Below are 25,270 nucleotides of genomic sequence, written 5' to 3'. Positions count from 1 at the left end.
TAAAGCCTCTTTTCTTAAAATATAATTAGTGTAAGGTATAAACCTAAAAGTGTTACAAATAGGACTGGAATAGTAATGATAATTCCAGTTTTAAAGTATGTTCCCCATGAAATCTTCACACCTTTTTGTGTTAAGACATGTAGCCACAATAATGTTGCTAAAGAACCAATTGGCGTAATTTTAGGTCCTAAATCAGAACCTATGACATTCGCATAAATCATACCTTCTTTTAATATACCTGTAGCACTAGATTGACTAATCGCTATTGCGTCTATTAAAACAGTAGGCATGTTATTCATAATTGATGATAAAAAAGCTGAAATAAAGCCCATGCCCATAATACTGCTGAATAGTCCATGGCTTGAAATATTGGATAATACATCAGCTAAAATTGTTGTGATTCCTACGTTTTTTAAACCAAATACAACTAGGTACATACCAATAGAAAATAGAACGATATTCCATGGCGCACCTTTAATCACTTGCTTTGTATGAACTGCTTTTGATTTACGAGCTAACAGTACAAAGATAATAGCAATAATACCAGCAATGATTGACACAGGTATTTGAATAAACTCACTAACAAGATATCCTATGAGTAGTACGGATAATACTATCCATGAAATCTTAAATAATTTAGGATCTTTAATTGCACTTTTAGGATCTGAAAGATTTTCTGTATCGAACCTTTTAGGTATAGATTTTCTGAAATATAACCATAAGACGAGAATACTAGCAATCAGAGAGAATATATTAGGAATAATCATTCGACTAAAATACTCAACAAACCCAATATCAAAGTAATCTGCAGAAACAATATTAACTAAATTACTTACAATTAAAGGCAGTGATGTAGTATCTGCAATAAAACCACTGGCGATAATAAAGGGGAAAATCATTTTTTTATTAAATCCTAGATTCCTTACCATCGCTAATACAATGGGCGTTAAGATTAAAGCTGCACCATCATTTGCGAAAAATGCTGCTACAATTGCCCCAAGTAGCATGATAAAAATAAACATTTTTAAGCCATTACCTTTTGAGGCCTTGACCATATGTATCGCAGACCATTCAAAAAAACCAATTTCATCTAATATTAATGAAATAAGAATAACAGCTACAAATGTTAAAGTTGCATTCCAAACAATACCTGTTACTTCTAATACATCAGAAAAACTTACGACCCCTGTTATAATAGCAATAACAGCTCCAATTAAAGCTGTAATACCAATATCTAAACCTTTCGGTTGCCATATCACAAAGAGTAAAGTTAAAAGAAAAATTACAATTGCTAAAGTTGTCATCATTAACATTCACCTGATTTCACATTTTTACATATACAGTGTTGATCAGAAGTATTAATGATAGTTAAATTTTTATTGACGTCGTCTAAAATAGAATGATTAAGTTGATACATGTGTTTGTTGCCGTCTTTTTGTACTATAACTAATTCGTTATCTACTAATGACTTCATATGATGGCTTAGTGTAGGTTGTGAGAATTGAAAGTGTTCTAATAAGTCACAAGCGCATAGCTCACCACAAGAAAGTAAATCTAATATTTCTAACCTACTTGGATCTGATAAAATTTTTAATATTGTTGATAGTTCTTTATAAGACATAAATAAACCTCCTAGACGTTAAATAGATTAACATCTATATAGGTAATTGTCTATGTTGTGTGTTCTTGTGGATCTATGGGATTGGGGAATGAGAAAAAAACGCATCACGTACCGATAAGCAGAAACGTATCGTAAGTGAGGCGGGTTTTATTTATTATTTATGAAAGTTAAATAAAATTTGAATTCCATCTTAAATGTATTATATGTTCATTGTTGGGTAATATGTAGATGTTTAAGAAGTTGATTTATATAATGTACACCAATTTATGATAAAGAGGGTTATCGTGATGAAGAGTTTGATAAAAAGGATAAAGGGACATGGATAGTTGGATCTATCATGACAATTGAAACAAAAGGTAAGTACATGGAATCTAGAGGTATGTTTCTATATATTAATCGCAATACTAGAACAACTAAAGGTTATTATTATGTGAGGAAAACAACAGATGACAGTAAAGGTAGACTAAAAGATGATGAAAAGAGATATCCTGTAAAAATGGAACACAATCAAATTATTCCAACGAAGCCGATACCTAATGACAAACTAAAAAAAGAAATAGAAAACTTCAAATTTTTTGTACAATATGCCAACTTTAAAGATATTAATGATTATAAAAACGGGGATATTTCATACAATCCTAATATTCCTAGTTATTCTGCGAAATATCAATTGAATAATAATGACTATAACGTGAAACAATTAAGAAAAAGATATGATATTCCAACCAATCAAGCCCCTAAGTTAATGTTAAAAGGAGATGGCGACTTAAAAGGATCATCCGTAGGTTCTAAAAATTTAGAATTTACTTTTGTAGAAAATAAAGAAGAGGATATATTTTTTACAGATGCAGTACAATTCACTCCTAGCGAGGATGATGAATCATGAGTCAAACAGATTATCAAATAAAACCTGATAATATAAAAGGTAATTCTGAAGAAACCAGCTCAATATCCAAAATCAGTTATGAAATAGAAAATGCGAATAATAAAAGTTTGAAAAAATGGCAAAGGTTATTCGATGGATGGTTTTATGATTACACCTGGAAGTGACTGAAAATAATCAGTAGTCTTAAGATAATTTTTTATATGGAAATTCATAAAGCATCCTTCATCACAAAGTGAAGGGTGCTTTGTTTATTTATAAGTGTTATATTTAGAAATGACTTACTGCTCATTATCTATAAAGATTTGTAGATTGAAAATAATGATTGTTTTAACAATAGGAGGTCATGTTGTTATTATGAGTCAGTTTAAGGACACATTATATAAACTATTTGAGCCAATGATGAAAATAGAGTTCTATCAAAATCTTTTGGTTAATCTTTTAATTATACTTGCTTATATCTTGATGGGTATGATTGTAATTGCGATATCAAGAAAGTTAGTTACTAAATTTTTCAACGTTAATGAAAAGAAAAAGAACCGTCATAAAATTAAGAGAAGTGAAACACTATCCACATTGATTCAAAATTTAATAAGTTATGTCGTATGGTTTATTGTCCTTACGTCAATACTTTCACGTTTCGGTATTAGTGTATCAGCAATTTTAGCAGGAGCTGGAGTTGTTGGTGTTGCCGTTGGTTTCGGAGCACAAACAATTGTAAAAGACATTATTACTGGTTTCTTTATTATATTTGAAGGACAGTTTGATGTGAGTGATTATGTTCAAATTAATGCATCTGGGGTAACAATTGCTGAAGGTACAGTTAAAACGATTGGTTTAAGATCAACACGTATACAATCAGATACTGGAGAAATTTATACATTACCTAATGGTATGATTAGTGAAATAGTCAATTATTCTGCTACAGATGTTTCACCTATTGTGATGATACCGATTTCTCCAAATGAGAATTATAAAGTAATAGAAGAGAAATTATTAAGATTTTTACCTACATTAAAGAATAAATATGACATATTTGTATCCGCACCAGAATTACTTGGTTTAGATAGTGTTGATGGCAATGAAATGGTGATTAAACTTTTAACACATGTTAAGCCCGGAATGCATTTTCCAGGACAACGTTTGCTTCGTAAAGAGGTCATACAATACTTTAGTGAAGAAGGCATTCATATTCCTAAACCAACACTTGTAAAACTTGATAAAGAATTGAATAAAAAAGAATAGTCTGCAGATTCATTTTTTATGTGAAAATTCATAAAGCATCCCTCATCGCAAAGTGAAGGATGCTTTATTTTTATTATGATAAGTCATGAGTGATAGTGATTTGAAAAACATTGTTGAGTAAAGTTGTTATAAAGTCATCATGTATGAAATTTGGTTCTGTTGCAAAGTTAAAATTATATGAAAATACCTAAACAATTGGCGAATAGCAAAATTCAACTTTACACAGCTAATAAATATAAAAATAAAAGTAAAATAAATCAAAAATGAAACAACGATGCATTGTGAACTTCACGAAATCATATTACGATTGTAGTAACAAAACTTTCAAAAGGGGCGTTATGTTTGGAAGAAATTAACTTGTTAGAAGATAAAAAATTAGCGAATAAACTAGCTATATATTCATATATTAGCTTTGTCGTTTTCGGTATCATTTTTTATTTTATTATGAAGTTTTCGGATACACCTAAATTTTTTGATTCTTTGTTAGTTAACGCATTATTCGTGATTATTCTTATTGTACTTATGTTTGTTGTTCATGAGTGTATTCACGGGATATTTTTCAAACTATTTTCACCTAAGAATAAAGTCTACTTTGGGGCAGCTAGCGGTATGATTTATTGTGCGATACCAGGTGGGACGTTTACACCGTTTACGTTTTTAATTAGTAGTATTGCACCGTTTGTCATTATCACAATGCTATTTATAGTGACGTTATTTTTAGGGTGGTTTCCACGGGGGCTCTTTTTCTTCTTTGCCACATTTCATGCAGGATGTTGCGCTGGCGATTTCTACTGGGTTTGGAAAATGATTAAAGCACCGAAGAATGCCACAATTGAAACGACGGATAAAGGCATTATCATTCACTAGCGCTTACTTTACTTTTGTTTAGTAAAAGCTTATATGACAATCCAACACGATATCGTGTTGGATTTTTTTTAGTGTTATAAGTCTAACTCGATATCATCTAAGTGCTTTCCAATAGCTACCAAATACAAAGGAACATCTGATTTGAATTGAATCGGTGTTAATTCGATTTCTCCTTCAGCGTATTGAACTAAATGTATCAATTTACTATCTGTAAAACGCACAAATCCTTTCACACGGTATACTTGTTGTGGGAGTTGGGTTAACCTTTCAATGAAATCTGCTTTTGTTTGTGAGCGAGGCGTATCTATCAACTGATGATTGATGGCGTGATGGAGTGTACCTCTTTGTTTAGCATCTAAATGTTTCACGTTTAACAATGTGTTTAACGCTAATTCTCCCCATTGTCCTACTTGTATGTTTGCGTCTCCATTAATGACCTCTAGATGTCTTAATAAGCGAGCGACTTGATTAAAATCAGCAATATCAATTTTATTTACAAATAGCGTAGAACAATGACTTAACTGTTCATAGAATAACGCTTGAATATCTCTAGGGTATGTTTCTATCTTCTCGTACAACTTTGCATCAATGATGCCAAGCATACTTCTAATAGTGGTAATTGGAGCTAGTACAGGTGTTATACAGGCGTCAACAACGGCCAATGGTTCAGCGATACCACTACATTCTATAAACACAAGATCTGGTTGATGTTCTAAATATATTTCATGCAATTGTTGTGAAACGTTTGATTTCATAGCACAGCAAATGCAGCCTTCTACAATCTCACTGATAGGAATAGTTGGATGAATGAGTTGACTATCGACACTCATTTTTCCGAATTCATTTATAATTAATGCGGTTTTTAAGTTATGATCCAAGGCGTCTGTAATCAGGTGGTTCAATGTCGTTGTCTTACCGCTGCCTAAGAAACCTCCAACAATAATGATTTCCATAATAAACTCCTAACTTTGAATGAGATACCAACGTTACGATTTTACAGTGTTATTGAAGTAGGGAAATAAATCAACAAACAAATCGTAACTATTACTATTTAAAAAGTATACCTAAATCGATACACATTTTCAAAAAATGAATAAATTAAGAGAGATTAAATGCATTACCGATGTCTAACATTAATAATTTTAAAAATTATCATTGACAATTAGACGAATTAATGTAAATAATAAAACGTAATTATTTTGATTTAGGAGATGTGTACATGTTTAAGAGAAGTATTATTTTATTATTTGTAGCTGTTTTAACATTATCACTTGCAGCATGTGGCAAAGGTGATAGTGATAAATCATCTGATCATAAAGGTAAGTTAGAAGTTAAGACGACAGTTTACCCACTTAAATCATTTGCGCAACAAATCGGTGGTAAATATGTTGATGTTGAATCAGTTTATCCAAACGGAGTAGACCCACATACATATGACCCAAGTCAGAAACAAATGGTTGATATTGGCAAATCAGATTTATTCGTATACACAGGTGATAATTTAGATCCCGTAGCTAAGAAAATTGCAAAAGCAATTAATGATAAAGATAAAACATTATCTTTAGAATCAACATTAGATAAAAATAGTGACTTATTAAAAGGTGAAGAAGACGAACATGAGCATGAACATGGTGAAGAACATGAACACGGCGAAGAGCATGAGCACCATCATCATGGCAAGTATGATCCTCATATCTGGTTAGATCCTGTGATTAGTCAAAAATTTGCTAAAGAAATTAAAGATGAATTAGTTAAGAAAGATAGTAAACATAAAGATTACTATGAAGATAACTATAATAAATTAGTTAAAGACTTAAAAGGCATCGATAAAGATATGAAAGAAGCAGTTAAAGGTAATGAAGGTAAAACAGTTTATATTTCACATGACTCTATTGGTTATTTAGCTGATAGATATAACTTCAAACAAGAAGGTATTGAAAATATGAATGCTGAAGAACCTAGCCAAAAAGATTTAACAAATATTGTTAAACAAATTAAAGAAGATAAAATGAAATATATCTTAGCTGAAGAAAATGTATCTAACAAAGTTGCCGACACAGTTAGAAGAGAGACTGACGCAAAAACAATTAAATTCTACAATATGGGCTCACATACAAAACAACAAGATGACGACAAAAATACGTACCAATCATTTATGAAAGAGAACGTTAAAGCGATTGAAAAAGCCCTTAAGAATGAATAATACGATATAAGATAAAAAATACTAATGCTTCATATCAAGGCCTCGTGATGATAGTCATGAGGTCTTTATTTATTAGAAGAAGAGGTAAGTCTTACCTCACTATAGAAGGAAGACAGAATTATGCAGGGATTAATGTTACGGTGATAATGAAATGTAGCATTAGAGGAGTTCAATAGAAATGTCTTTAGGTACGTTGGTTCATGTTATGTTTTATACGCTATTCTTTATAATAGTCGGAATGGCAATTGTATTTGGCGTTTATCTGCAAAAGAGAAAACAAAAAAATAGTAAGTCTAAATAATCATAAATATTTATTAAAATAGGCAGCTAGCAGATTAAATTCTACTAGCTGTCTTTTGTATATTTATGAACGTGTGAATAAATTGTTATAAATCAAAGTGATGGCATTTTTATATTATATAATTTTAATATTTATTAAAAATTAAAAAACTATAAAAATGAATATTGCGGGGTACATTAATTAAGGTATATAATAAATCAAAGCTAAAATTTATTAATTTGAAACATGATGAAAGTAGGATGAGTATAGTGAACAAAGGGGTAACATTAAAGAGATATTCACTTATATTAGTAGTCTTTCTAATAACGATGTGTTTATCTTATCTTTTTCAATTTAATGAAGCGCATGCTTCTACTAAAAGTGATCATTTAGGTGTACAACAAACATCTCAACAACAGGTCATTAGACAACAAAATAACTCAATAAATGTATCTAAAGATAAAGTTATAGCAACGCAGCCTAAGGTACAAACGCCGTCTAAGGTAACAAATCGCAATCAAGCTTCGTTACAAAAGACAATGGCACCTTCTAAACGAGCACATGTTACTTCAACACATGTGACACCAAAAAGTACTAAAGTACAATCTAAAGTACAACCTTCATCGCAAAACTTTTCAAAACAAAAGCAAAGACAGAAGCAACCAACTAAGGTTAACAAAAAAGTTGTCTCAACAAATAAAAAACCACAAAAAGTATCAAAAGTAACGCGCGCACAATCTGCGAAGCCACAGTTATTAGCACAAACTACTAAAGTAAAAAGCAAATCAACACCGCCAAAAACATCAACACGTAAACCAACTACGAAAATGGCAGTTATAACTAAGACTAAAACTGCGAAACCAAGTGCGCAAACAACAGTTAAAGCGTCTACAAAAGCATCATCAACGACGAAAAAGAACTATTACAATAAAGCACCTAAGCGTTGGCCATCTAATGTGCCTGGTGGAGATAATGTACGTGATTTCGGTCAAACGACGAAAGAATCAGGTATTGATGACGCTTTAAAAATTATGAAGAAATCAGGAAACAAAGGTGTAACCATTGAACATGCTAAGGGGAAAGATGCCAATATCGCAACAGTTTATAATTGGAATCCAAAAGCAAAACAATTAACATATGGTACTGGTACAGCAATTGGAAAGCATACGATTCTAACTGCGAATCATGTTGTTAATGATCAAAACGCGCATAAGCCTTTAACACCGTCACAACCACAAAATATGCGTATCAACATATTACAAGAGGGATCTAAAATTGTGCGTACCCTTGAAGTCTTTGGTGTTCAAATGCTGCAATATGGTGATGTTTCTCTAGTGTATACGTATGAAGATATTTCAAAGTATATGAAGATAAGAAAGATTGCATCAGAAAGTTCGATTAAAGCTATGAAGGCAAACACACCTATTCACATGTACCACTATGGTAAGCCGACTGGTAAATATAAAAATGATCCTGCCGGCACAATGTATCATTCAAAAGGGAAATATACGATGCCTGCACGTAATGTGAACCCGATTGGTTATTATCAAATGATGGCAGAACCAGGTTCTTCTGGTGGGGCAGTCTTAAATAGTAAAAATGAAGTGATTGGTGTCCATGCTTTCCGATTAAACTCAGGTGATTATAAAAAATATAATTTAAATACGATGGCTGAAATCAGAGGTAAATTACGTAAAGAAATTATTGATAATATTGTGTAGTGATTTATTTAATTTAATAAATTTAAAAAAGTGAGCGGGATGACATAACTATGATAATGTCATTGTCTTGCTCACTTTTTGTGTAATTGAAACTATTTTTGTGTGTAAAACGCATCGAATACGTTGTTTAAATCCTTGTTTGCTGCATCTAAGATTTCGTCTTCAGGTAAGACTGACGTACCTTGGGCACGAGCGTTGTAAAACTCATCAAATCCCATGATTTCTTTAAACATTTCTTTTAAATAGTAATATGAGAATTCAAGTGGCGTATAACGGTCGTCATTTGTATAGACACCACTACTCGCTTGTAATAATAGTGCTTTATAATCATCTGTCATTAAGCCAACAAAACCATCCTCAGTATATTTAAATGTTTCTCTAGCAATCATAATGTTGTCGATGTAGTCTTTTAATCTCGATGTGATATTGAAATTGTGAAGTGGTATTAGAATGACAATGAGATGGTTAGCTTTAAATTGATTTAATAAGAATGCCGACATATAAGCGATTTTTGTTTTATTATCTGATAAGGACTCGCCTAAACTTTGCTTATTTCAGACATTTAATAATTGATCACCTTCGATACGAGGTACATCAATATCATATAAATTCATTTCTTCAATTTCCCCGTTTGGAAATGTAGTTTTATATTTATCTAGAAATAAATTTTTTACTTTGGCAGTATACGTTGATTCATTATTAAAATCTGGGTGGGCATTAATAATTAGCGTCTTCATGATATAGCAACTCCTTTAAGTGTAGTAGCGTTATTATATATTTTTAATATCAAAATAACTATGACTTCAATATAAAATGGCTGAATATATTTGATAACGGGGTATCCATAGAATAAAGGGGAGATGTCGAATGGCAACAGACAAAAGTTTTCACGAAATATTCTTAAGTAAAATTAATTCAAGCAAAATTAAAACGAGAAGTATGATGGGGGAGTATCTCGTATATTATGATGGCAAAATGATAGGTGGTTTGTATGATAATAGATTGTTAGTTAAAGCCTCAAATTCTTCCCTTGAAAAGCTAGAAGGATATGAATTAGTATCGCCGTATCCGAATGCGAAAGAGATGATATTCATACCTAATATCAGTGATATTGAAGACATCGAGACTTTATTTTCAGACATAAAGAATGATTTACGTTGATCATTTGCTAATAGCGAAAAACTATCATAGTTGTCGTTTCAGTCGGTATTAAACAACGTGAACGTTATAGAGAAGGAAGACTACGGTCACTAACAGGTTAGTCTTACCCCTGGACCACAAATAAAGATACTAACTAAACAGACGTAGCATTAGACATCTTTAACCAACTAAGGTATGAATGTCCGTGCTACGTCTCGTTTTCTTTGTATAAATTACTTTTCAGCCAAGTACTTAACTGCAACGTCTTTGTAGATATCGATGTATTTAAGATACATGTCTTTTTCTATATATTCATCCACTTGATGGGCCATAATCGTAATACCAGGACCAACAATAGCAAGATCTACATTATTAGGATTATCACCTAACAGACTTGAAGCATCAGTAGTACCAATGAATGCTGCGACAAAGACGTCTTCTTCATTCACGTAATGAGGTGCAACTTCAGTAATTACTTGAATTAAAGTGCTATCTTTATCACTTGTGACAGGACGATGATCACTTACGACTTCAAACGACAATGCTTCAGGATTAACCTCATCAACTGTCTGTTGGAATAGTGACTTAACAAAGTCATTATTATACTCAGGGACAGGTCTTACATTATATTCAATAGAGGCTTCCTCAGGTACAGAGTTGAATTGTTTGCCACCTTTAATAATAGAACCCATCAATGTAAATCCTGATGCGAAGTTTTCTTCTTCTTCGCTTAAAGTGCCCTTCATAAATTTATTTACCATTGGTGAAACATCTAACTCATGTTGAAGGTCATGCTGTTTGATATTATCATATTTTGAATTTAATTGATTTATAAACTGGACTAACGTGTCTACTGCATTCTTCCCTAAAAATGGCATTGAACTATGGGCAGCAACCCCAGTGGCAGTCACTTTACACGCCATTGAACCTTTATGTGCATAGAATACCCCGTTGTCTGTAGGTTCTCCGATGATTAAGCCATCAATGTCATCTAAAAAACCATCTTTAACAAATCGTTTGGCACCTTCTTGTTCTTTTTCTTCTCCAGTTGTCGCAAGTAAGCGTATTGTTCCTTTAGGTAAATCTCCAGACATTTTTAATTCAATAAGTGCGATAACCATTCCCATCAAGGCACCCTTCATATCTGTCGTTCCACGTCCATATAATTTGCCATCATGTTCTGTGAGTTTAAATGGCGGATAGGTCCATTTATCGTGACGCCCGGCATCAACTACGTCCATATGACCACTCATCGCTAATATTGGCGAACCGCTCCCGATTTCAGCTACTAAGTTCGCTCTTGTCTCGCTCACTTTTAATATTTTAGAAGGTATATCGTATTGTGCTAATAAGTTTTGTATATAATGACAGACTTCGATTTCGTTTTCATTTTCTGACTGAATTTCAATAATATCTGCTAGTAACTTAATTTTATCTTCCTCTTGAAAAGTACGCATATGTATCCCAACCTTAAATATGATATTAGTATTATCTATACCTAAAGTGTAATTTATAAACATTATAATGAATATTCATCCTAATTTATTTTATGAAATTGCATGCAAAATGATATAGTATTCAAAAATAGGTTACATTAGTAATTGTTAATGTAATATAATATCGAAGTTGTGAACAAATAATGAATGTTACATATTTATTTTTTAAAGGTTTAAATTAATGTGATTGAATTATTGATACAATACTTTAAAATCAAGATTAAAATTTATAAAAAAGAGAAAGCTATTTGAGGTATAAGAATTATGGGCGAGAGAGAAATGATAACACCCAGAACATTTATATTTAATGTATTAAACGGTGTAGCTTTAGCAATTGTAGTAGGTATGATTCCAAACGCAATATTAGGAGAGTTAAGTAAATATTTGAGTCAGTATAACGATATATTTACGAAAGTAGCCTTTGTAACGCAAGGGATTCAATATTCAATTCCAATTTTGACAGGTGTATTAATTGCAGGACAATTTAAATTAACGCAATTACAAACCGCCGTTACAGGTGCAGCTGCCTTTGTAGGATCTGGCGCATCTACTTTCACAGATAATAAGTGGGTCATTGTTGGTATAGGAGATTTAATTAATACGATGATTACTGCATCGATTGCAGTCGGTATCATCTTATTGATTAGTCATAAATTAGGTAGTTTAAATATGATTGTGTTACCAATCGTTGGTGGTGCTGTGGCGGGATTACTTGGATTATTAATCTTGCCATACACTAAATTAATTACGTTAGGCTTGGGCGATGTTATCAATGGGTTAACCAATACGCAACCTATTATCATGACCATATTGATTGCAATGATATTTTCTATATTAATTGTTTCACCTATATCATCAATTGGGATAGGTTTGGCAATCGGCATTTCAGGTTTGGCAGCTGGTTCGGCAGCAGTTGGTGTAGCAGCGAGTGCGATTATGCTTACAGTCGGTAGCTGGCGTGTAAATAAACCAGGCGTTCCGATTACTGTATTACTCGGAGCAGTAAAATTAATGATGCCGACGTTGATACGTCATCCAATGATGATGCTTCCAATTGTATGTACGGCAGGTGTATCAGGATTTGTTGGCGGCTTGCTCAATATTAAAGGTACGCCAGATTCAGCAGGTTTCGGGCTCATTGGTCTTGTTGGACCGATTAAATCGTTAAATTTATTAGATATGGGTACAACGAGTGGCTTATTGATTATCGCTATTGCGTACATCATTGTTCCATTAATTTCTGCACTATTTTTCCATTATTTATTTGTAAAAGTATTAAAAATCTATGATCCAAATATCTTTAAATATCAGGTTTAAAATTATAAATGTCTAGTTGAAGTGTGTGAATGTAGCTTTGACTAGATATTTTTGTTTTTTTAAAAGTTATAAATTGTCAAAAAGGTAATTAATGTAGTTAATTTAATATTCTGATGCACATTTGACTAACAATTAAGATAGGTATATGATTATAAAAATTAATACACGATTGAAGGACAAGAGCTATGTTGACGATTCACAGGGAGGGAATAAACGCTGAGATACTCCTAATCTAAGAATATAGTTTACTACCTTTTCATAGATTACATGGAAACATGTAACGTTTCATGCGCGTTAATGCATGACTAAAGTGTCATCTCTTAGTTGAGATGGAATGTTGGGTGGAACCACGGGTGTTACAAACTCGTCCCTCTTGTAGGGACGGGTTTTTTATTTATATGAATGTTTAAGGAAAGATGTATCATGTCTAATCAGCAAATCAATATCCAATTTCCAGATGGAAGTAATAAAGCCTATCAAGCAGGTGTACTCGCTAGTGATGTAGCGAAATCTATTAGCCAATCTTTATATAAGGAAGCAGTCGTTTGTCGTGTAAATGACCGTTTAGTTGACTTGACCCATCCTCTCCAAGAAGATTGTGAACTCACATTTTATACACTTAGTGATTAAGAAGGTTTAAATGTAATGCGTCATTCTGCCGCCCATGTCTTAGCACAAGCACTTACTCGATTATATCCCGACGTAAAATCAACAATCGGTCCTGTAATTGAGCATGGTTTTTACTATGATATCGATTTAGATGAATCCATTAGTGAAGCAGATTTAAATAAAATCGAAAAAGAAATGAAGAAAATACACAACGAGAATTTAAAATTTGTGCGACAAGATTTAAGCTATGCTGAGGCTAAAAACATTTTTAAAGAAAATCCTTACAAGTTGGAACTTATTGAAGAACATCGCGATGATCAACTATCACTTTATCAACAAGGTGAGTTTATTGATTTATGTGTCGGTCCACATGTACCAAGTACTAAATTTGTAAATCATTTTAAATTAACTAAAGTATCAGGTGCCTATTGGCGAGGAAATAGTGATAACAAGATGTTGCAACGTATTTATGGCGTAGCGTTTAGTTCTAAAGATCAATTTGATGACTATTTTGAATTTTTACGAGAAGCGGAAGAGCGAAATCATAGACGCTTAGGTAAACAGCTGAAATTATTCATGTTCTCTGAAGAAGCACCGGGTATGCCATTCTACCTATTCAATGGTCAGTTCATTCGAAATCAAATGGAAAGTTTCTTGAGAGAGGTTCAATTGAAACACGATTATGATGAAGTGAGAACACCGTTGATGATGAACAAACGAATTTGGGAAGAATCAGGACATTGGGACCATTATCATGAGAACATGTATTTCACTAAAGTGGATGAGAATGATTACGCGTTAAAACCAATGAATTGCCCGGGACATATGTTGATTTTCAAAAATGAACTTAGATCTTATAAAGATTTACCGCTTCGAATTGCTGAATTTGGTCAAGTGCACCGTCATGAATTTAGTGGTGCGTTGAATGGTTTACTACGCGTGAGAACGTTCTGCCAAGATGACGCGCATATCTTTATTATGAAGTCTCAAATCAAATCAGAAGTGCAAGAAATTCTGAAATTAATTGATTATATTTATTCAGTATTTGGCTTTGAATATAGTATTGAATTATCAACACGTCCTGATGATTACTTAGGAGAATTAGACTTATGGAATGAAGCGGAACAATCATTGGCACATGTATTGGATGACCTTTGATTAGATTATTCTATTAACGAAGGGGACGGAGCTTTCTATGGTCCTAAGATTGATGTGCATATTAAAGACGCATTAAATCGAAGCCATCAATGTGCTATAGTGCAATTAGATTTCCAAATGCCAGAGAAATTCGAATTAACTTACATTAACGAACAGAATGAAAAAGAACGACCAGTTGTATTGCATAGAGCAATGTTCGGTTCACTAGACCGCTTCTTCGGTATTTTAATCGAACACTTCAAAGGCGCATTCCCACTATGGATGGCACCTGTACAAGTGAATTTAATTGGCGTATCAGATAATAATAATGGATACGTTCGTACAGTTGAAGAAGCACTAAGAGATGAGAATATCCGTGTTGCTATAGATGATAGAGAAGAAAAGCTTGGCAAAAAAATTAGAGAAAGCCCGTTGAATAAAATTCCATACACATTAGTATTAGGTGACGATGAACAACAACATCACACTGTTTCAGTTAGAAAATATGCACATGATGAAAATGAAACAATGGATATTCAAGCATTTATTGAAAAGTTAAAACATGAAATTGAAAGTAAAGCGTTATTAGTTTAATGATGTAACCTTGAATCAACCTAGCCTATCAGAGTATGAATACTTTGATAGGCTTTTTAAAGTCCTAAATATTAAATATAAATATGAAATTGTAGAATAATTATATAATGTATTTGAATAGTAAAATTTTGTTTTTATAAGTAAGAAAGATACAATAAACATAACGTCTTTTATATTTAGGAGTATTGAAATGCAAGCATTTTCGATAGAGGGTAAGAACATTTCAAAAGAAATTAATCATCAAGCAATTATTAAAAATATGAGTATGAACTTTCCAAATAACTCTATTATTTTAATTGAAGGTAAGAATGGTTCAGGGAAAAGTGTTACTTTAAAAATGTTAGCCAATATAATGAAACCTTCTAGTGGATTGTTGAGTGTTAAAGGTAACATAAGTTACGCACCAGATCATTTGCCAATGACTATTAATTTAACCGTTAAAGAATATCTGGATTTTATTGATAGTATAAGTATTAAAAAGCAATCTGACATTAAAATAAGTCAATTGACGCATCTGTTTAACTTAGAATCATTTTTGCCAAAAAGAATTCATGAATGTTCTAAAGGTACTCAACAAAAGGTGAATTTAATCCAGTGTTTAATTAAAAAAGCAGATATTTATATTATGGACGAACCATTTTCTGGTCTTGATAAAAATGCCATCGCAGAGTTAAAGTCGCTATTAATTCAATTCAAACAATTTGCAACAATAGTACTAACTTCACATGAACAAATAGTAGATTATACGTTTGTTACCCATCGATATAATATTGAACAAAATCATCTAATAGATAATAGTTCAACTAATGCGGATATGAAGATGTTGATTAAAATTCGACAAGTGTCAGAAAAAGATTTATCTATTATTATAAAAGAACATGACTTTCAAATGAGCAAAGATGGAAGCATTATTGTAAATTCATCTCAAAGTAATCAAGTGATAGCATTATTAATCCATAACGGATATTTTATTGAAGAAGTAAGAAGGCATACAAAAAATGGCGTTAATTAAGTATCAATTTAAAAACTATATTAGAACTTATAAGCTAATAGCACCTTTTGTGACATTCTTTACGTTACTAATTATTATGTATTTTTATTCTGGTCAACCAATCATGTCTAGTTTTGCTAGCACATCAATGATTCTTTTATTTGTAACTGGTTGGATAACTGTAACAATTATTGACGCAGAATCTCTTCAAGAAAAACAATTATTATTTACTCAACTAAAATCTAAAAGTACATATTTGACTAATAAATTAATATTTTCAATATTACTTATTTTACCGTTGGGTATAGTCGCAATTATTTATCCTATAATTACTTTTAGATTTGAGCATATACCTAATGTAATAGAAATTGTAATTGGTATTTATAGTCATATAATTACAATAATCGTGGGCGTTCTTATTACAACCTTATTAAAAACAATTCCAAAACTATCTTATAAATTTGTTTGGTTAATAATGATGTTGATTTTTCTGTTTTCAATATTAAGAGTTGTTATAATTGAAGCTTTTTCTATTTCAAGCTATGTTCATTGGATCTTCCCACCAATAAGCGATTTTATGATGATGTTAAATGAAGATATAATGCTTATCTTAAATAAGGATCTTCTTATAATTAATATATGGATGGTTGTCTACTTAGTAATTTTAACTACAGTTCTATATATTAATTTTAATAAATCAGAGTATATTTAATGCAAATAATATTGCCTGTAAGTGAAATTAATATCATAAAAGGGGATATTTATGAAATCCATTGAAACGATGCAATCTTATCATTTGTTGGAATTGTTATTTTCAAATTCTAATGTTTCTTATGTATTAGAAGAATGGAATCAACAATATGAAGCGGTAGAAATAAAAACTCGAAATGGCTTATTCAAAAGTAGATTTGCTCAAAGGACACCTAATAAAAAGGGTTACTTTTTCGTTATGTGGAAGAAAGATGAAAATAATACGAATGTGCCGTTTACTGAGGATGATTTAGAGAATCAATTAATAGTGAATATTGTTGATGATAATCGGAGAGGCCAGTTTATATTTCCAAAGGACATATTGATCAAGAAAGGTATTTTAAAAAGTGATGATTCTAAAGGAAAAATGGCATTGAGAGTGTATCCACCTTGGGAGACGGGGTTAAATAACACTGCAGCTAAGACACAAGTATGGCAGTGTGCATATTTTAATGAGATAGTGCATGAATAAATACTTAATCTACGCTATACAGTAATAAAAATATTATATGTAATTAGAGATAATCGATGGACGGTATCATTTCATTTATTCAAATGTTAGTAGTAGTACCTTATTCTATATTTTTGCTGGCAGTGTTTATGTATTGTATATGGAAATGTGTGTGGTTTTTAAATGATTTAATCAGGTTGTTGTTGGAGAACAATTTGAATATCAATGTTTCTGAGAACACGTCTTTTGTTATACTATTTTTCTCTATATTCTTTGGAGCACTGCTTTTTATCATCCCGTTTTACATTGTCGTCTTGTTAATTGGTAACTTTTTCCAAATGATTTTAGTGATTATAGGCATAATTATCATAGTTACAAAGCTAAAAAAATAAATAATAATTTATCTAGAGCATGCTATTGAGTTAGCATGTTTTTTAACGACTTATTTGTAAATATCAAAATAATTCATTTGTATTCTTTTGAAGTTGTATAAATGACTATTGTACAATGAGAGTTGGTTGCGATTTTTTTAAAAATTCAAACATAAAGCAATCTTAGTTTAGTATGTAAAAGGGAGATACAAATGAGAGTTTATACATCGATTATTTTCTGGATGAGGACAATCGCGTGTTTAAGTGTTGTAATGATACATACAATAACAACGACTTTTTACAAATTCGACATGCCTAATGAAGGCTACTTGTTAAGAATTTTTCAATTGTTATTGCTATACGCGACACCGATGTTTGTTTTCATTTCAGAATTCTTGTTAGCTAAACAATATAAAACGAAAGTTAAAGATGAATTCTTTAAGCAAAAGCTACTAACGTTAGGCATTCCATATATCATTATTAATTTAGGACTTGCGTATGTGTATGGACATCCTAAGAATTTTGAAGATTATATGGATTCTGTTGTATTTATGATGTTCCATGGTGGAACATTAACTTATTTTATTGTAATTATTTTTCAGTTCTATTTACTACATATAGTATTTGCTAAACATTTGGTCAAACTTAATCCAATCAAATTAGTTATCTACTCATTAATTATTACAACTTTATTCTGGGCTATGAGAAACTTCGTACCCGCACCAGAATCAATTTATTTGAATTGGTTGTGGCAAAGAGAAGGTTGGATGATATTTATTGGATGGTTGAGTTACTTCCTATTAGGTTTCTATATGGGTTATCATTATGAGAAACTAATGAATCATATTCAAAAATATACAATCCACATTTTGAGCGGCATGGTAATTGTTACCATTTTTGTGGTTTGCAATTATTTATTTGGAATTTTAACTTTAGTCGACTCTAAACGTTTTGATACACCTATTTATGTGACACTGGTTATTTTATTATTCTTTTTAATTGCATCTTATTTCAAATACGTTCCAAGATTTATTATTTTCATTAGTAATTATTCATTTTCAATTTATTTAATTCATTACTTCTTTGTGCATAGATTAGGAGCGCTTCACGAGCATCCGTTGTTAAACATCCTATTTACGTTTACGTTAACAGTGACATTCTCAATATGTATCGCTTATGTAATGAATTTAAGTAAATTTGGTAAGTATATTGTTGGCGGTATAGGGAAAATGAAGTATGAAACGTATTATCAAAGTTATAAACAAAATTTAGTGGATTAAAAGGTGGGAGAAGTATGACTAAATTAGTTTCAATTATTGTATCTGTTTACAATAAGGGGGCAGTTTTTAGAAAAGTGCATAGAGTCTTTAATTGATTTAAAGATGGACAAGAATAATATTGAAGCGATATTTGTAGATGATTGTTCAACTGATGAGTCGGTTAACATTATCAAGCATTATGAAAAGGACTATGACTTTATAAAATTAATTCAATTACCTGAAAATACAGGTAGCCCTTCTGAACCAAGAAACATTGGAATGAGAGAGGCACAAGGGAAATATATTACGTTACTTGATGCGGATGATTGGTTAGATAAGGAAGGGTTCCCTCAAGTGATTGAGAAAGTGAATGCAGATGATGCCGACCTTGGTTATGGACAAAGTTATAAACATAAGTTTAAAAACGTGAAGTATCATGCTAAGTTTACTTCTTATAAAGAAGCATCACATTTAAAACCACAAGACATTAGTAAGATTTTTAGAGCAGTAGGACCACCAGGAAAGGTATTTAAACGAAGTCTAGTTATGGATAATCATATTGAATTTGAACATATGAAATATGGCGAGGATAAGTTGTTTTTCTTTCAACTATTTGGAAAAGTGGACGATATCACAATGTCCACAATACCTATGTATCACGTAAATCGTTACGATGAAAATAAATCGTTAGTACAGCAAACATCAATGTTAGATAAAGCTAACTTAAATTTAGAGGTCCTGGATAGAACCTGTCATATGGATATGTCTTCAGAATTAAAGCATATGGCTTTAGCTAGAATAATTGAAGTAGACTTTATTTCGAGATTCCTTCGTACGAAGACATTTATTAAATCTGCAGATAAAGAGAAATTTTATGCAGTAATTGAAAAAGTTGAACAAAAAATAAAAGAGCAAGGCATTGATATCAATACATTGATTACGAATCCAGTATTCAAGCAAATCTACACGTTATATCATCATGCAGATGAATCAGTATTTGTTAATTTTACCAAGGATGTCGTTAATGACCAATGGCGCTATATTATTCAAGATGGCATTGTCTTTAGAGATTTCGTTCATCAATATGACATGATTAAACCTACTGTTGTTGATTGCTATCCAGTTTACGAAGGTACGCAAATGATGGAAGAAAACAAATACGAAGTCATTCGTGTCATGAAACCAGACGATATAAGCATTCAATCAGTGAGTCTCATTGAAATCAACAATGCGGCGAATGAATATGAAGTGACGTATAAATATAGCGACGATAAAATTTATGTTCCACATGAGGAATTTGAAAAGTTAAATAAAGATATCAATATTAATTTTAATGTGAATTATGGTGAGTCAGGACGCTCATTGGTGTATGCTTCATATCCAAGTTTCAATGATGTATTTAAAATGAAACGCCAAAATTTCAAAGTTGAATTTGTGCATAAAAAGAATGAAAATAAAACACAGCAAGTAACAAACCGTAAAAGTGAATATTTCACGAGAATAATGAATCCAATGATGACACTGAAAAAAATTAAAATATATAAAGATGTATCATTTAAAGAAGAAGTTGGTAGTCTAGAAGCGGGTACTAGAGTTGAAGCGTCAAATATTCAATATACAACAAAAGGCACACCTCGTCTGGTATTAGATGATGGTAGTATAATCACAGCGAATAAAGATTTTATTACCTTAATCAACACATCAGGATTAAACAAGTATATTACTGAGGTGCCTAAGAAAGTTAAAGTTATAAAAGCGTGTAAACTCTATGATTCACGTGATTTTAAAGACAATACAGTACGTAAACTTAAAAAAGGTGATGTATTACCTATCAGAGACATCATTTATACGACTAACTCAACACCACGCTTAGTAACACAAGAAGGTTTATTCCTAACAGCAAACAAAGATTTTATTAAAGTAATCAAATAATAATGAACCTAAGTGCAATAGCACTTAGGTAAGTAATTCTAAAATGGATTAGAAACTTAGTTGAGTGACGCCTGAGGGAACAGGATGAGTGTCGAGACCTCGGCTCGACCCAGCCCCCTAGGAAAGCATCTCAACTAAAGTGGAATGAAAATCCATTTAAGAATTGCTATAGAGACGGCACCCCAGGAACGCGAAGCAACTTAAGTGAGTGGATTATCTATCTAAGATCGCCTTTAGAGAACTACTTTAGAACTATTGAAACTAAAGAAGCCAGTAAATGAAGTTGTTAAAACTCATTTACTGGCAATTTTAATAGGAGGATGATTTCCATGGACTTACTACATGAATGACTACATTCTATTCCATGCTGCCATGGATTGTTTTAATATTATGCTTCATCATTTTATAATATGAATCTCCTTTCGATCCTTTTTCTCCAATTGAATCTGTAAATACTTCTCCGTAAATACTTTTACCTGTTTCCTCAGATAAGCTATTCATAGATTTTTTATCAACACTTGTTTCAACTAATAAATGTTTAATGTGATTATCTTTAACAAATTGGATTGCTTGTTTCATTTGTGATGGTGTACCTTGTTTTTCAGTATTAATCTCCCAAATATAACCTGGTTTAATATCGAAGGCTTTTGAGAAGTATTTGAAAGCACCCTCACTTGTAATCATGGCACGCTCTTGTTTCGGAATATCATTGAATTTATCTTTACTGTCTTTATTTAACTTTTCAAGTTGAGCAAGATAAGCATCACCTTGTTTATGATAATCAGCTTTATGTGATGAATTTGCTTTTACGAGTTGTTCTTGAATATTCTTAACGTATTGAATACCATTATCCAGACTTAACCACGCATGTGGATCAATCTTATCTTTATTACCAGTTTCTCCGTTTAAATAAATTGGTTTAACTCCTTTAGACACCGCGAAGACTGACTTGTCATTAGTAGATTTACCCGCTTGTTCTAAAGCTTTCTCAAACCAACCGTTACCAGATTCTAAATTGAAACCATTGTAGAAGATAACATCCGCGTCAGTAAGTTGTTTAATGTCTTTCGGTTTAACTTCATATTCATGCGGGTCTTGTCCGACAGGCACAATGCTATGAACGTCAACCTTGTCTCCACCAACCTGTTTGACCATGTCATAAATAATAGAATTAGTTGTTACGACCTTCAATTTGCCATGACCTTTAGAGTGTTGCTCACTTGAATTTGAACCACAAGCTGCTAGTACTAAGATTAATGCAATCAGTAATGGAATAAATTTTTTCATGTTGTTTGTACACCTCTATACTTTGTTTTTATTTTTGAAAAGAGAAGAGTCAAGATATAAATACTAAATGTTGCAATAACAATCGTTGCACCACTCGGTAGATTGTAAATAAAGCTAAAGTATAATCCTATGATAGAACTTACAATGCCTATTAAACTTGCTACAATCATCATTGAATATAGATTCTTTGTGATTAAAAAGGCGGTCGACGCCGGTGTAACAAGTAATGCAACGACTAAGATAATGCCGACAGTTTGAATACTCGCGACGGTTACTAAGGCGAGTAACAGCATTATAAAATAATGAATCATTGTTGTATTCAATCCGCTCACACGACTGAATGTCGCATCAAACGTTGAAATCATTAATGGACGATAAAGTATGACAATGAGTAGTATCACAATGACGCCAATAATGATGGTTGTCCAAAATGTTTGTCGTGTAATCGCTAGTAAATTTCCAAATAAAATATGATGTAAATCTGTCGTGCTATTTATCAGACTAATAATGATGACACCCGTTGCGAGAAACGCAGTGAAACTAATACCAATGGCTGCATCAGGTTTCGTTTTACTATTATTTGAAATGTAGCCAATTAATAAACTTGCAATCATGCCAGTGACTAATGCACCGACGAACATTGGAATATTGAATAAGAATGACAATGCCACACCAGGTAAAACAGCATGACTCATCGCATCTCCCATTAACGACAATCCACGGAGGATAATCAAACTTCCTACAGTTCCACACACAATACCTACGACAATAGATGTAATTAAAGCTCGATTTAAGAATTGATAATCGAATAAATGTTGAATGAAATCAGTCATTAGATATGTCACTCCCTTCTTTTAGAGTAGAAGTCACATTAAATAGAAATGTCCGGTTTAAATTTTGTGGCTGCATCGCTTGATGGCTAGGACCGAAAAATCTAACTGTACGATTAAGTAAAAGAATTCGATCAAAATATTGTTCAGCTTTCGACAAATCATGATGCACAATGAGAATAAGTTTGCCCTGATTTTTTAAATGTTGAAGCTTTTCCATAATGAGTTGTTCACTATTAAAGTCGATGCCAACAAATGGTTCGTCCAATAGATAGATGGTACTATCAGACATCAAAGCTCTTGCCACAAGTACACGTTGTAGCTGCCCACCACTAAGCTCAGAAATTTGTTTGTATTGTAATGATTCTAGATCCAAATCTCTTAATAATTTATGAAACTTCATTTTTGACGCGTGATCGACGCGTTTGAACCAGCCGATGGTTTGGTAACAACCAGACAAGATGACTTTTTCAACATTGATTGGAAAGTCCAAATCTAATTGTGCTTTTTGAGGAATATATGTAATATATTGCAATTGTTTATGTATGGATTTGCCATATAAATTCATCTCGCCACTCGCGTCAAACGATCCAATTAAACTTTTTAATAAAGAGGATTTACCAGCACCGTTGGGCCCCATAATGCCAATAATTTCTCCTGAAATTGGAATCTTCAAAGTAATATCTTTAAGCACATGTTTATGATTTAAATGCAAATTCATGTTGCTAATGTCTATCAATCAATTACCTCCTAATTAAAAGTTTAGGTTAACCTAATTTATTTTATAATAAACACCGAAAACAGTGTGTGTCAAGTCGAGATAGTCAATTAAAATGTGGTAATAGTATAAATTTGTTTCCGAAAGTAAGGTCTAAAGTGGGCTTTAATTATTGATATTGCTGTATTTAATGAACCGTGGCTCGATTGACAATTAAATAATTAAATGTAAAATATAAAACGTAATTATTACGATTTATAAAAAGAAAGGTATGATTTTATGGGCAAGATACCTGTAACGGTATTGAGTGGTTACCTTGGATCAGGTAAAACAACATTACTTAACAACATTTTAAATAATCGGGAAGGTCGTCGAATTGCGGTTATTGTTAATGATATGAGCGAGGTCAATATTGATAAAGACTTAGTTGCAGATGGGGGTGGACTATCAAGAACGGATGAAAAACTAGTAGAACTGTCAAATGGTTGTATTTGCTGTACGTTAAGGGACGATTTATTACAAGAAGTTGAGCGCTTAGTAGAAAAGGGGAATATTGATTATATCGTGATTGAATCTACAGGTATATCTGAACCGGTACCTGTGGCTCAAACATTCTCTTATATTGACGAAGCATTAGGTATCGATTTAACGTCAATCTGTAAACTCGATACGATGGTAACCGTTGTGGATGCTAATCGATTTATTAATGACATTAATTCCGAGGATTTACTTGTGGATCGTGATCAAGGTGCAGATCAAACAGATGAGCGCTCAATTGCTGATTTACTTATTGATCAAGTGGAATTCTGTGATGTTTTAGTGCTAAATAAGACAGATTTAGTAACCGAAGCAGAATTAACAAAATTAGAAAATATCTTAAGAAAGTTACAACCAGATGCACATCTAATTAAAACGACAAATGCCGAAGTTGATATTAACGAAGTATTAAACACAGGTCGCTTTGACTTTGAACAAGCGAGTAACTCTGCGGGATGGATAAAGGAATTAACTGAAGGTGGTCACGCGGAACATACACCTGAAACAGAAGAGTATGGGATTGGTTCTTTCGTGTATTCGAGACGATTACCGTTTCACGCGAAACGTTTCAACGATTGGTTAGAACAAATACCTAATAATATTGTTCGTGCAAAAGGTATCGTCTGGTTGGCACAATATAATCAAGTTGCATGTCTACTATCACAAGCAGGTTCATCTTGTAATATTAGTCCAGTAACCTATTGGGTGGCTGCGATGTCCAAAGAACAACGAGAACAAATTTTAAATCAGCGACCTGATGTTGCGCAAAGTTGGGACATAGAATATGGTGACAGAAATACACAATTTGTGATTATAGGTACTGAATTAGATCAAGAAAAAATTGTGAAAGAATTAGACCAGTGCTTAGTCAATGGTGATGAAGTTGATAGCGACTGGAATCAATTAGAAGATCCATATCATTGGCAAATTCGAAAAGCTTAAACATACAACATAGTAAAGCAATAATATTTTAAAGGTAACACTTAAGATGGTTTTAACACCTTGCACATTGCGTTAAAGTAAGTTAACGC

At 32.2% G+C, this 25,270-nt stretch carries 20 protein-coding genes and 3 pseudogenes; 15 read left to right on the top strand and 8 right to left on the bottom strand.

Annotation, left to right across the window (positions count from 1 at the left end):
* Nucleotides 1-14: 14 nt before the first annotated feature.
* Together arsB and BDW31_RS01530 are read right to left on the bottom strand one after the other, a co-directional pair.
* Entirely contained in the window at nucleotides 15-1,307 is a 1,293-nt protein-coding gene (gene arsB / locus BDW31_RS01535) for an arsenite efflux transporter membrane subunit ArsB (protein WP_161976069.1), read from the bottom strand.
* On the bottom strand, nucleotides 1,307-1,621 hold the full coding sequence (locus BDW31_RS01530; protein ID WP_037570129.1) for an ArsR/SmtB family transcription factor: 315 nt from the start codon (nucleotides 1,619-1,621) through the stop codon (nucleotides 1,307-1,309). Before BDW31_RS01530 ends, arsB begins: the two co-directional genes overlap by 1 nt.
* Before the next feature lie 265 nt (nucleotides 1,622-1,886).
* Between BDW31_RS01530 and BDW31_RS01525 the strand changes: the two are divergent.
* The 4 genes and pseudogenes from BDW31_RS01525 to BDW31_RS01515 all read left to right on the top strand — a co-directional run.
* A pseudogene (locus BDW31_RS01525) lies at nucleotides 1,887-2,507 on the top strand (tandem-type lipoprotein); the annotation flags it as partial.
* A complete protein-coding gene (locus BDW31_RS12415; protein WP_154392125.1) occupies nucleotides 2,504-2,671 on the top strand; it encodes a hypothetical protein in 168 nt (55 codons plus the stop codon). The pseudogene BDW31_RS01525 and the gene BDW31_RS12415, both read left to right, overlap by 4 nt.
* Nucleotides 2,672-2,861: 190 nt before the next feature.
* Nucleotides 2,862-3,749: a mechanosensitive ion channel family protein gene (locus BDW31_RS01520; protein WP_053024339.1), complete on the top strand. Its 888-nt coding sequence runs from the start codon at nucleotides 2,862-2,864 to the stop codon at nucleotides 3,747-3,749.
* A 342-nt stretch (nucleotides 3,750-4,091) separates the two neighbouring features.
* Nucleotides 4,092-4,616, top strand: a complete 525-nt coding sequence (locus BDW31_RS01515) for a DUF3267 domain-containing protein (RefSeq protein ID WP_011274452.1) — start codon at nucleotides 4,092-4,094, stop codon at nucleotides 4,614-4,616.
* Between the two features lie 74 nt (nucleotides 4,617-4,690).
* Here the strand turns inward: BDW31_RS01515 and BDW31_RS01510 are convergent, their stop codons facing one another.
* Complete coding sequence (locus BDW31_RS01510; protein WP_053024340.1) at nucleotides 4,691-5,569, bottom strand: CobW family GTP-binding protein; 879 nt, start codon at nucleotides 5,567-5,569, stop codon at nucleotides 4,691-4,693.
* 266 nt (nucleotides 5,570-5,835) lie between these two features.
* Between BDW31_RS01510 and BDW31_RS01505 the strand changes: the two genes are divergently transcribed.
* Entirely contained in the window at nucleotides 5,836-6,819 is a 984-nt protein-coding gene (locus tag BDW31_RS01505) for a metal ABC transporter solute-binding protein, Zn/Mn family (RefSeq protein ID WP_110708999.1), read from the top strand.
* A gap of 609 nt (nucleotides 6,820-7,428) precedes the next feature.
* A complete protein-coding gene (locus tag BDW31_RS01500; RefSeq protein ID WP_049395046.1) occupies nucleotides 7,429-8,820 on the top strand; it encodes a trypsin-like peptidase domain-containing protein in 1,392 nt (463 codons plus the stop codon).
* A gap of 92 nt (nucleotides 8,821-8,912) precedes the next feature.
* Here BDW31_RS01500 and BDW31_RS01495 read toward each other — a convergent pair.
* Nucleotides 8,913-9,557 (bottom strand): annotated as a pseudogene (locus BDW31_RS01495) (FMN-dependent NADH-azoreductase).
* A gap of 130 nt (nucleotides 9,558-9,687) precedes the next feature.
* Here BDW31_RS01495 and BDW31_RS01490 point away from each other — a divergent pair.
* Entirely contained in the window at nucleotides 9,688-9,981 is a 294-nt protein-coding gene (locus BDW31_RS01490) for a TfoX/Sxy family protein (RefSeq protein ID WP_049395040.1), read from the top strand.
* A gap of 212 nt (nucleotides 9,982-10,193) precedes the next feature.
* On the opposite strand, the gene BDW31_RS01485 is transcribed toward BDW31_RS01490, so the two are convergent.
* The gene (locus BDW31_RS01485; protein WP_049395039.1) at nucleotides 10,194-11,417 is read right to left on the bottom strand and encodes an ArgE/DapE family deacylase; all 1,224 of its coding nucleotides are present in this window, start codon (nucleotides 11,415-11,417) and stop codon (nucleotides 10,194-10,196) included.
* A 303-nt stretch (nucleotides 11,418-11,720) separates the two neighbouring features.
* Here BDW31_RS01485 and BDW31_RS01480 point away from each other — a divergent pair, with 303 nt between their 5' ends.
* The 7 genes and pseudogenes from BDW31_RS01480 to BDW31_RS01445 all read left to right on the top strand — a co-directional run bounded on the left by BDW31_RS01480 (nucleotide 11,721) and on the right by BDW31_RS01445 (nucleotide 20,867).
* Nucleotides 11,721-12,773, top strand: coding sequence for a PTS sugar transporter subunit IIC (locus BDW31_RS01480; protein WP_049395038.1), 1,053 nt, complete (start codon nucleotides 11,721-11,723; stop codon nucleotides 12,771-12,773).
* 423 nt (nucleotides 12,774-13,196) lie between these two features.
* Nucleotides 13,197-15,113: pseudogene (gene thrS, locus BDW31_RS01475) on the top strand (threonine--tRNA ligase).
* Between the two features lie 190 nt (nucleotides 15,114-15,303).
* A complete protein-coding gene (locus BDW31_RS01470; RefSeq protein WP_053024341.1) occupies nucleotides 15,304-16,125 on the top strand; it encodes an ATP-binding cassette domain-containing protein in 822 nt (273 codons plus the stop codon).
* A complete protein-coding gene (locus BDW31_RS01465; RefSeq protein WP_053024342.1) occupies nucleotides 16,112-16,816 on the top strand; it encodes a hypothetical protein in 705 nt (234 codons plus the stop codon). The genes BDW31_RS01470 and BDW31_RS01465 overlap by 14 nt, the downstream gene beginning before the upstream one ends.
* A gap of 51 nt (nucleotides 16,817-16,867) precedes the next feature.
* Nucleotides 16,868-17,326 carry a MepB family protein gene (locus BDW31_RS01460; RefSeq protein ID WP_049395035.1) on the top strand — a complete coding sequence of 153 codons (459 nt, stop codon included), beginning with the start codon at nucleotides 16,868-16,870 and terminating at the stop codon, nucleotides 17,324-17,326.
* A 562-nt stretch (nucleotides 17,327-17,888) separates the two neighbouring features.
* Nucleotides 17,889-18,956: an acyltransferase family protein gene (locus BDW31_RS01450; RefSeq protein WP_110708997.1), complete on the top strand. Its 1,068-nt coding sequence runs from the start codon at nucleotides 17,889-17,891 to the stop codon at nucleotides 18,954-18,956.
* 102 nt (nucleotides 18,957-19,058) lie between these two features.
* Nucleotides 19,059-20,867, top strand: coding sequence for a DUF5776 domain-containing protein (locus BDW31_RS01445; RefSeq protein ID WP_258365718.1), 1,809 nt, complete (start codon nucleotides 19,059-19,061; stop codon nucleotides 20,865-20,867).
* Between the two features lie 357 nt (nucleotides 20,868-21,224).
* Here BDW31_RS01445 and mntC read toward each other — a convergent pair whose 3' ends face one another.
* Genes mntC through BDW31_RS01430 form a run of 3 tightly spaced genes read right to left on the bottom strand, consistent with a single transcriptional unit; the run spans nucleotide 21,225 to nucleotide 23,723 of the window.
* A complete protein-coding gene (mntC, locus tag BDW31_RS01440) occupies nucleotides 21,225-22,154 on the bottom strand; it encodes a manganese ABC transporter substrate-binding lipoprotein MntC (protein ID WP_110708995.1) in 930 nt (309 codons plus the stop codon).
* Nucleotides 22,151-22,987 carry a metal ABC transporter permease gene (locus BDW31_RS01435; protein WP_011274471.1) on the bottom strand — a complete coding sequence of 279 codons (837 nt, stop codon included), beginning with the start codon at nucleotides 22,985-22,987 and terminating at the stop codon, nucleotides 22,151-22,153. Before BDW31_RS01435 ends, mntC begins: the two co-directional genes overlap by 4 nt.
* On the bottom strand, nucleotides 22,980-23,723 hold the full coding sequence (locus BDW31_RS01430) for a metal ABC transporter ATP-binding protein (RefSeq protein WP_110708993.1): 744 nt from the start codon (nucleotides 23,721-23,723) through the stop codon (nucleotides 22,980-22,982). The genes BDW31_RS01435 and BDW31_RS01430 overlap by 8 nt, the downstream gene beginning before the upstream one ends.
* Before the next feature lie 258 nt (nucleotides 23,724-23,981).
* Between BDW31_RS01430 and BDW31_RS01425 the strand changes: the two genes are divergently transcribed.
* Complete coding sequence (locus BDW31_RS01425) at nucleotides 23,982-25,181, top strand: GTP-binding protein (protein ID WP_110708991.1); 1,200 nt, start codon at nucleotides 23,982-23,984, stop codon at nucleotides 25,179-25,181.
* Nucleotides 25,182-25,270 lie beyond the last annotated feature (89 nt).

The sequence above is a fragment of the Staphylococcus sp. AtHG25 genome, from assembly GCF_003217445.1.
In the GTDB taxonomy this organism is placed as follows: Bacteria; Bacillota; Bacilli; order Staphylococcales; family Staphylococcaceae; genus Staphylococcus; species Staphylococcus haemolyticus.
The sequence above is the reverse complement of the archived record's forward strand: the minus strand, read 5'-3'. Positions and strand labels throughout refer to the sequence as shown.

Coding starts and splice junctions, on each gene's coding strand:
- arsB (WP_161976069.1), bottom strand. CDS start 1,307: ATGATGACAACTTTAGCAATTGTAATTTTTCTTTTAACTTTACTCTTT.
- BDW31_RS01530 (WP_037570129.1), bottom strand. CDS start 1,621: ATGTCTTATAAAGAACTATCAACAATATTAAAAATTTTATCAGATCCA.
- BDW31_RS12415 (WP_154392125.1), top strand. CDS start 2,504: ATGAGTCAAACAGATTATCAAATAAAACCTGATAATATAAAAGGTAAT.
- BDW31_RS01520 (WP_053024339.1), top strand. CDS start 2,862: ATGAGTCAGTTTAAGGACACATTATATAAACTATTTGAGCCAATGATG.
- BDW31_RS01510 (WP_053024340.1), bottom strand. CDS start 5,569: ATGGAAATCATTATTGTTGGAGGTTTCTTAGGCAGCGGTAAGACAACG.
- BDW31_RS01505 (WP_110708999.1), top strand. CDS start 5,836: ATGTTTAAGAGAAGTATTATTTTATTATTTGTAGCTGTTTTAACATTA.
- BDW31_RS01500 (WP_049395046.1), top strand. CDS start 7,429: ATGTGTTTATCTTATCTTTTTCAATTTAATGAAGCGCATGCTTCTACT.
- BDW31_RS01490 (WP_049395040.1), top strand. CDS start 9,688: ATGGCAACAGACAAAAGTTTTCACGAAATATTCTTAAGTAAAATTAAT.
- BDW31_RS01485 (WP_049395039.1), bottom strand. CDS start 11,417: ATGCGTACTTTTCAAGAGGAAGATAAAATTAAGTTACTAGCAGATATT.
- BDW31_RS01480 (WP_049395038.1), top strand. CDS start 11,721: ATGGGCGAGAGAGAAATGATAACACCCAGAACATTTATATTTAATGTA.
- BDW31_RS01470 (WP_053024341.1), top strand. CDS start 15,304: ATGCAAGCATTTTCGATAGAGGGTAAGAACATTTCAAAAGAAATTAAT.
- BDW31_RS01465 (WP_053024342.1), top strand. CDS start 16,112: ATGGCGTTAATTAAGTATCAATTTAAAAACTATATTAGAACTTATAAG.
- BDW31_RS01460 (WP_049395035.1), top strand. CDS start 16,868: ATGAAATCCATTGAAACGATGCAATCTTATCATTTGTTGGAATTGTTA.
- BDW31_RS01450 (WP_110708997.1), top strand. CDS start 17,889: ATGAGAGTTTATACATCGATTATTTTCTGGATGAGGACAATCGCGTGT.
- BDW31_RS01445 (WP_258365718.1), top strand. CDS start 19,059: ATGGACAAGAATAATATTGAAGCGATATTTGTAGATGATTGTTCAACT.
- mntC (WP_110708995.1), bottom strand. CDS start 22,154: ATGAAAAAATTTATTCCATTACTGATTGCATTAATCTTAGTACTAGCA.
- BDW31_RS01435 (WP_011274471.1), bottom strand. CDS start 22,987: ATGACTGATTTCATTCAACATTTATTCGATTATCAATTCTTAAATCGA.
- BDW31_RS01425 (WP_110708991.1), top strand. CDS start 23,982: ATGGGCAAGATACCTGTAACGGTATTGAGTGGTTACCTTGGATCAGGT.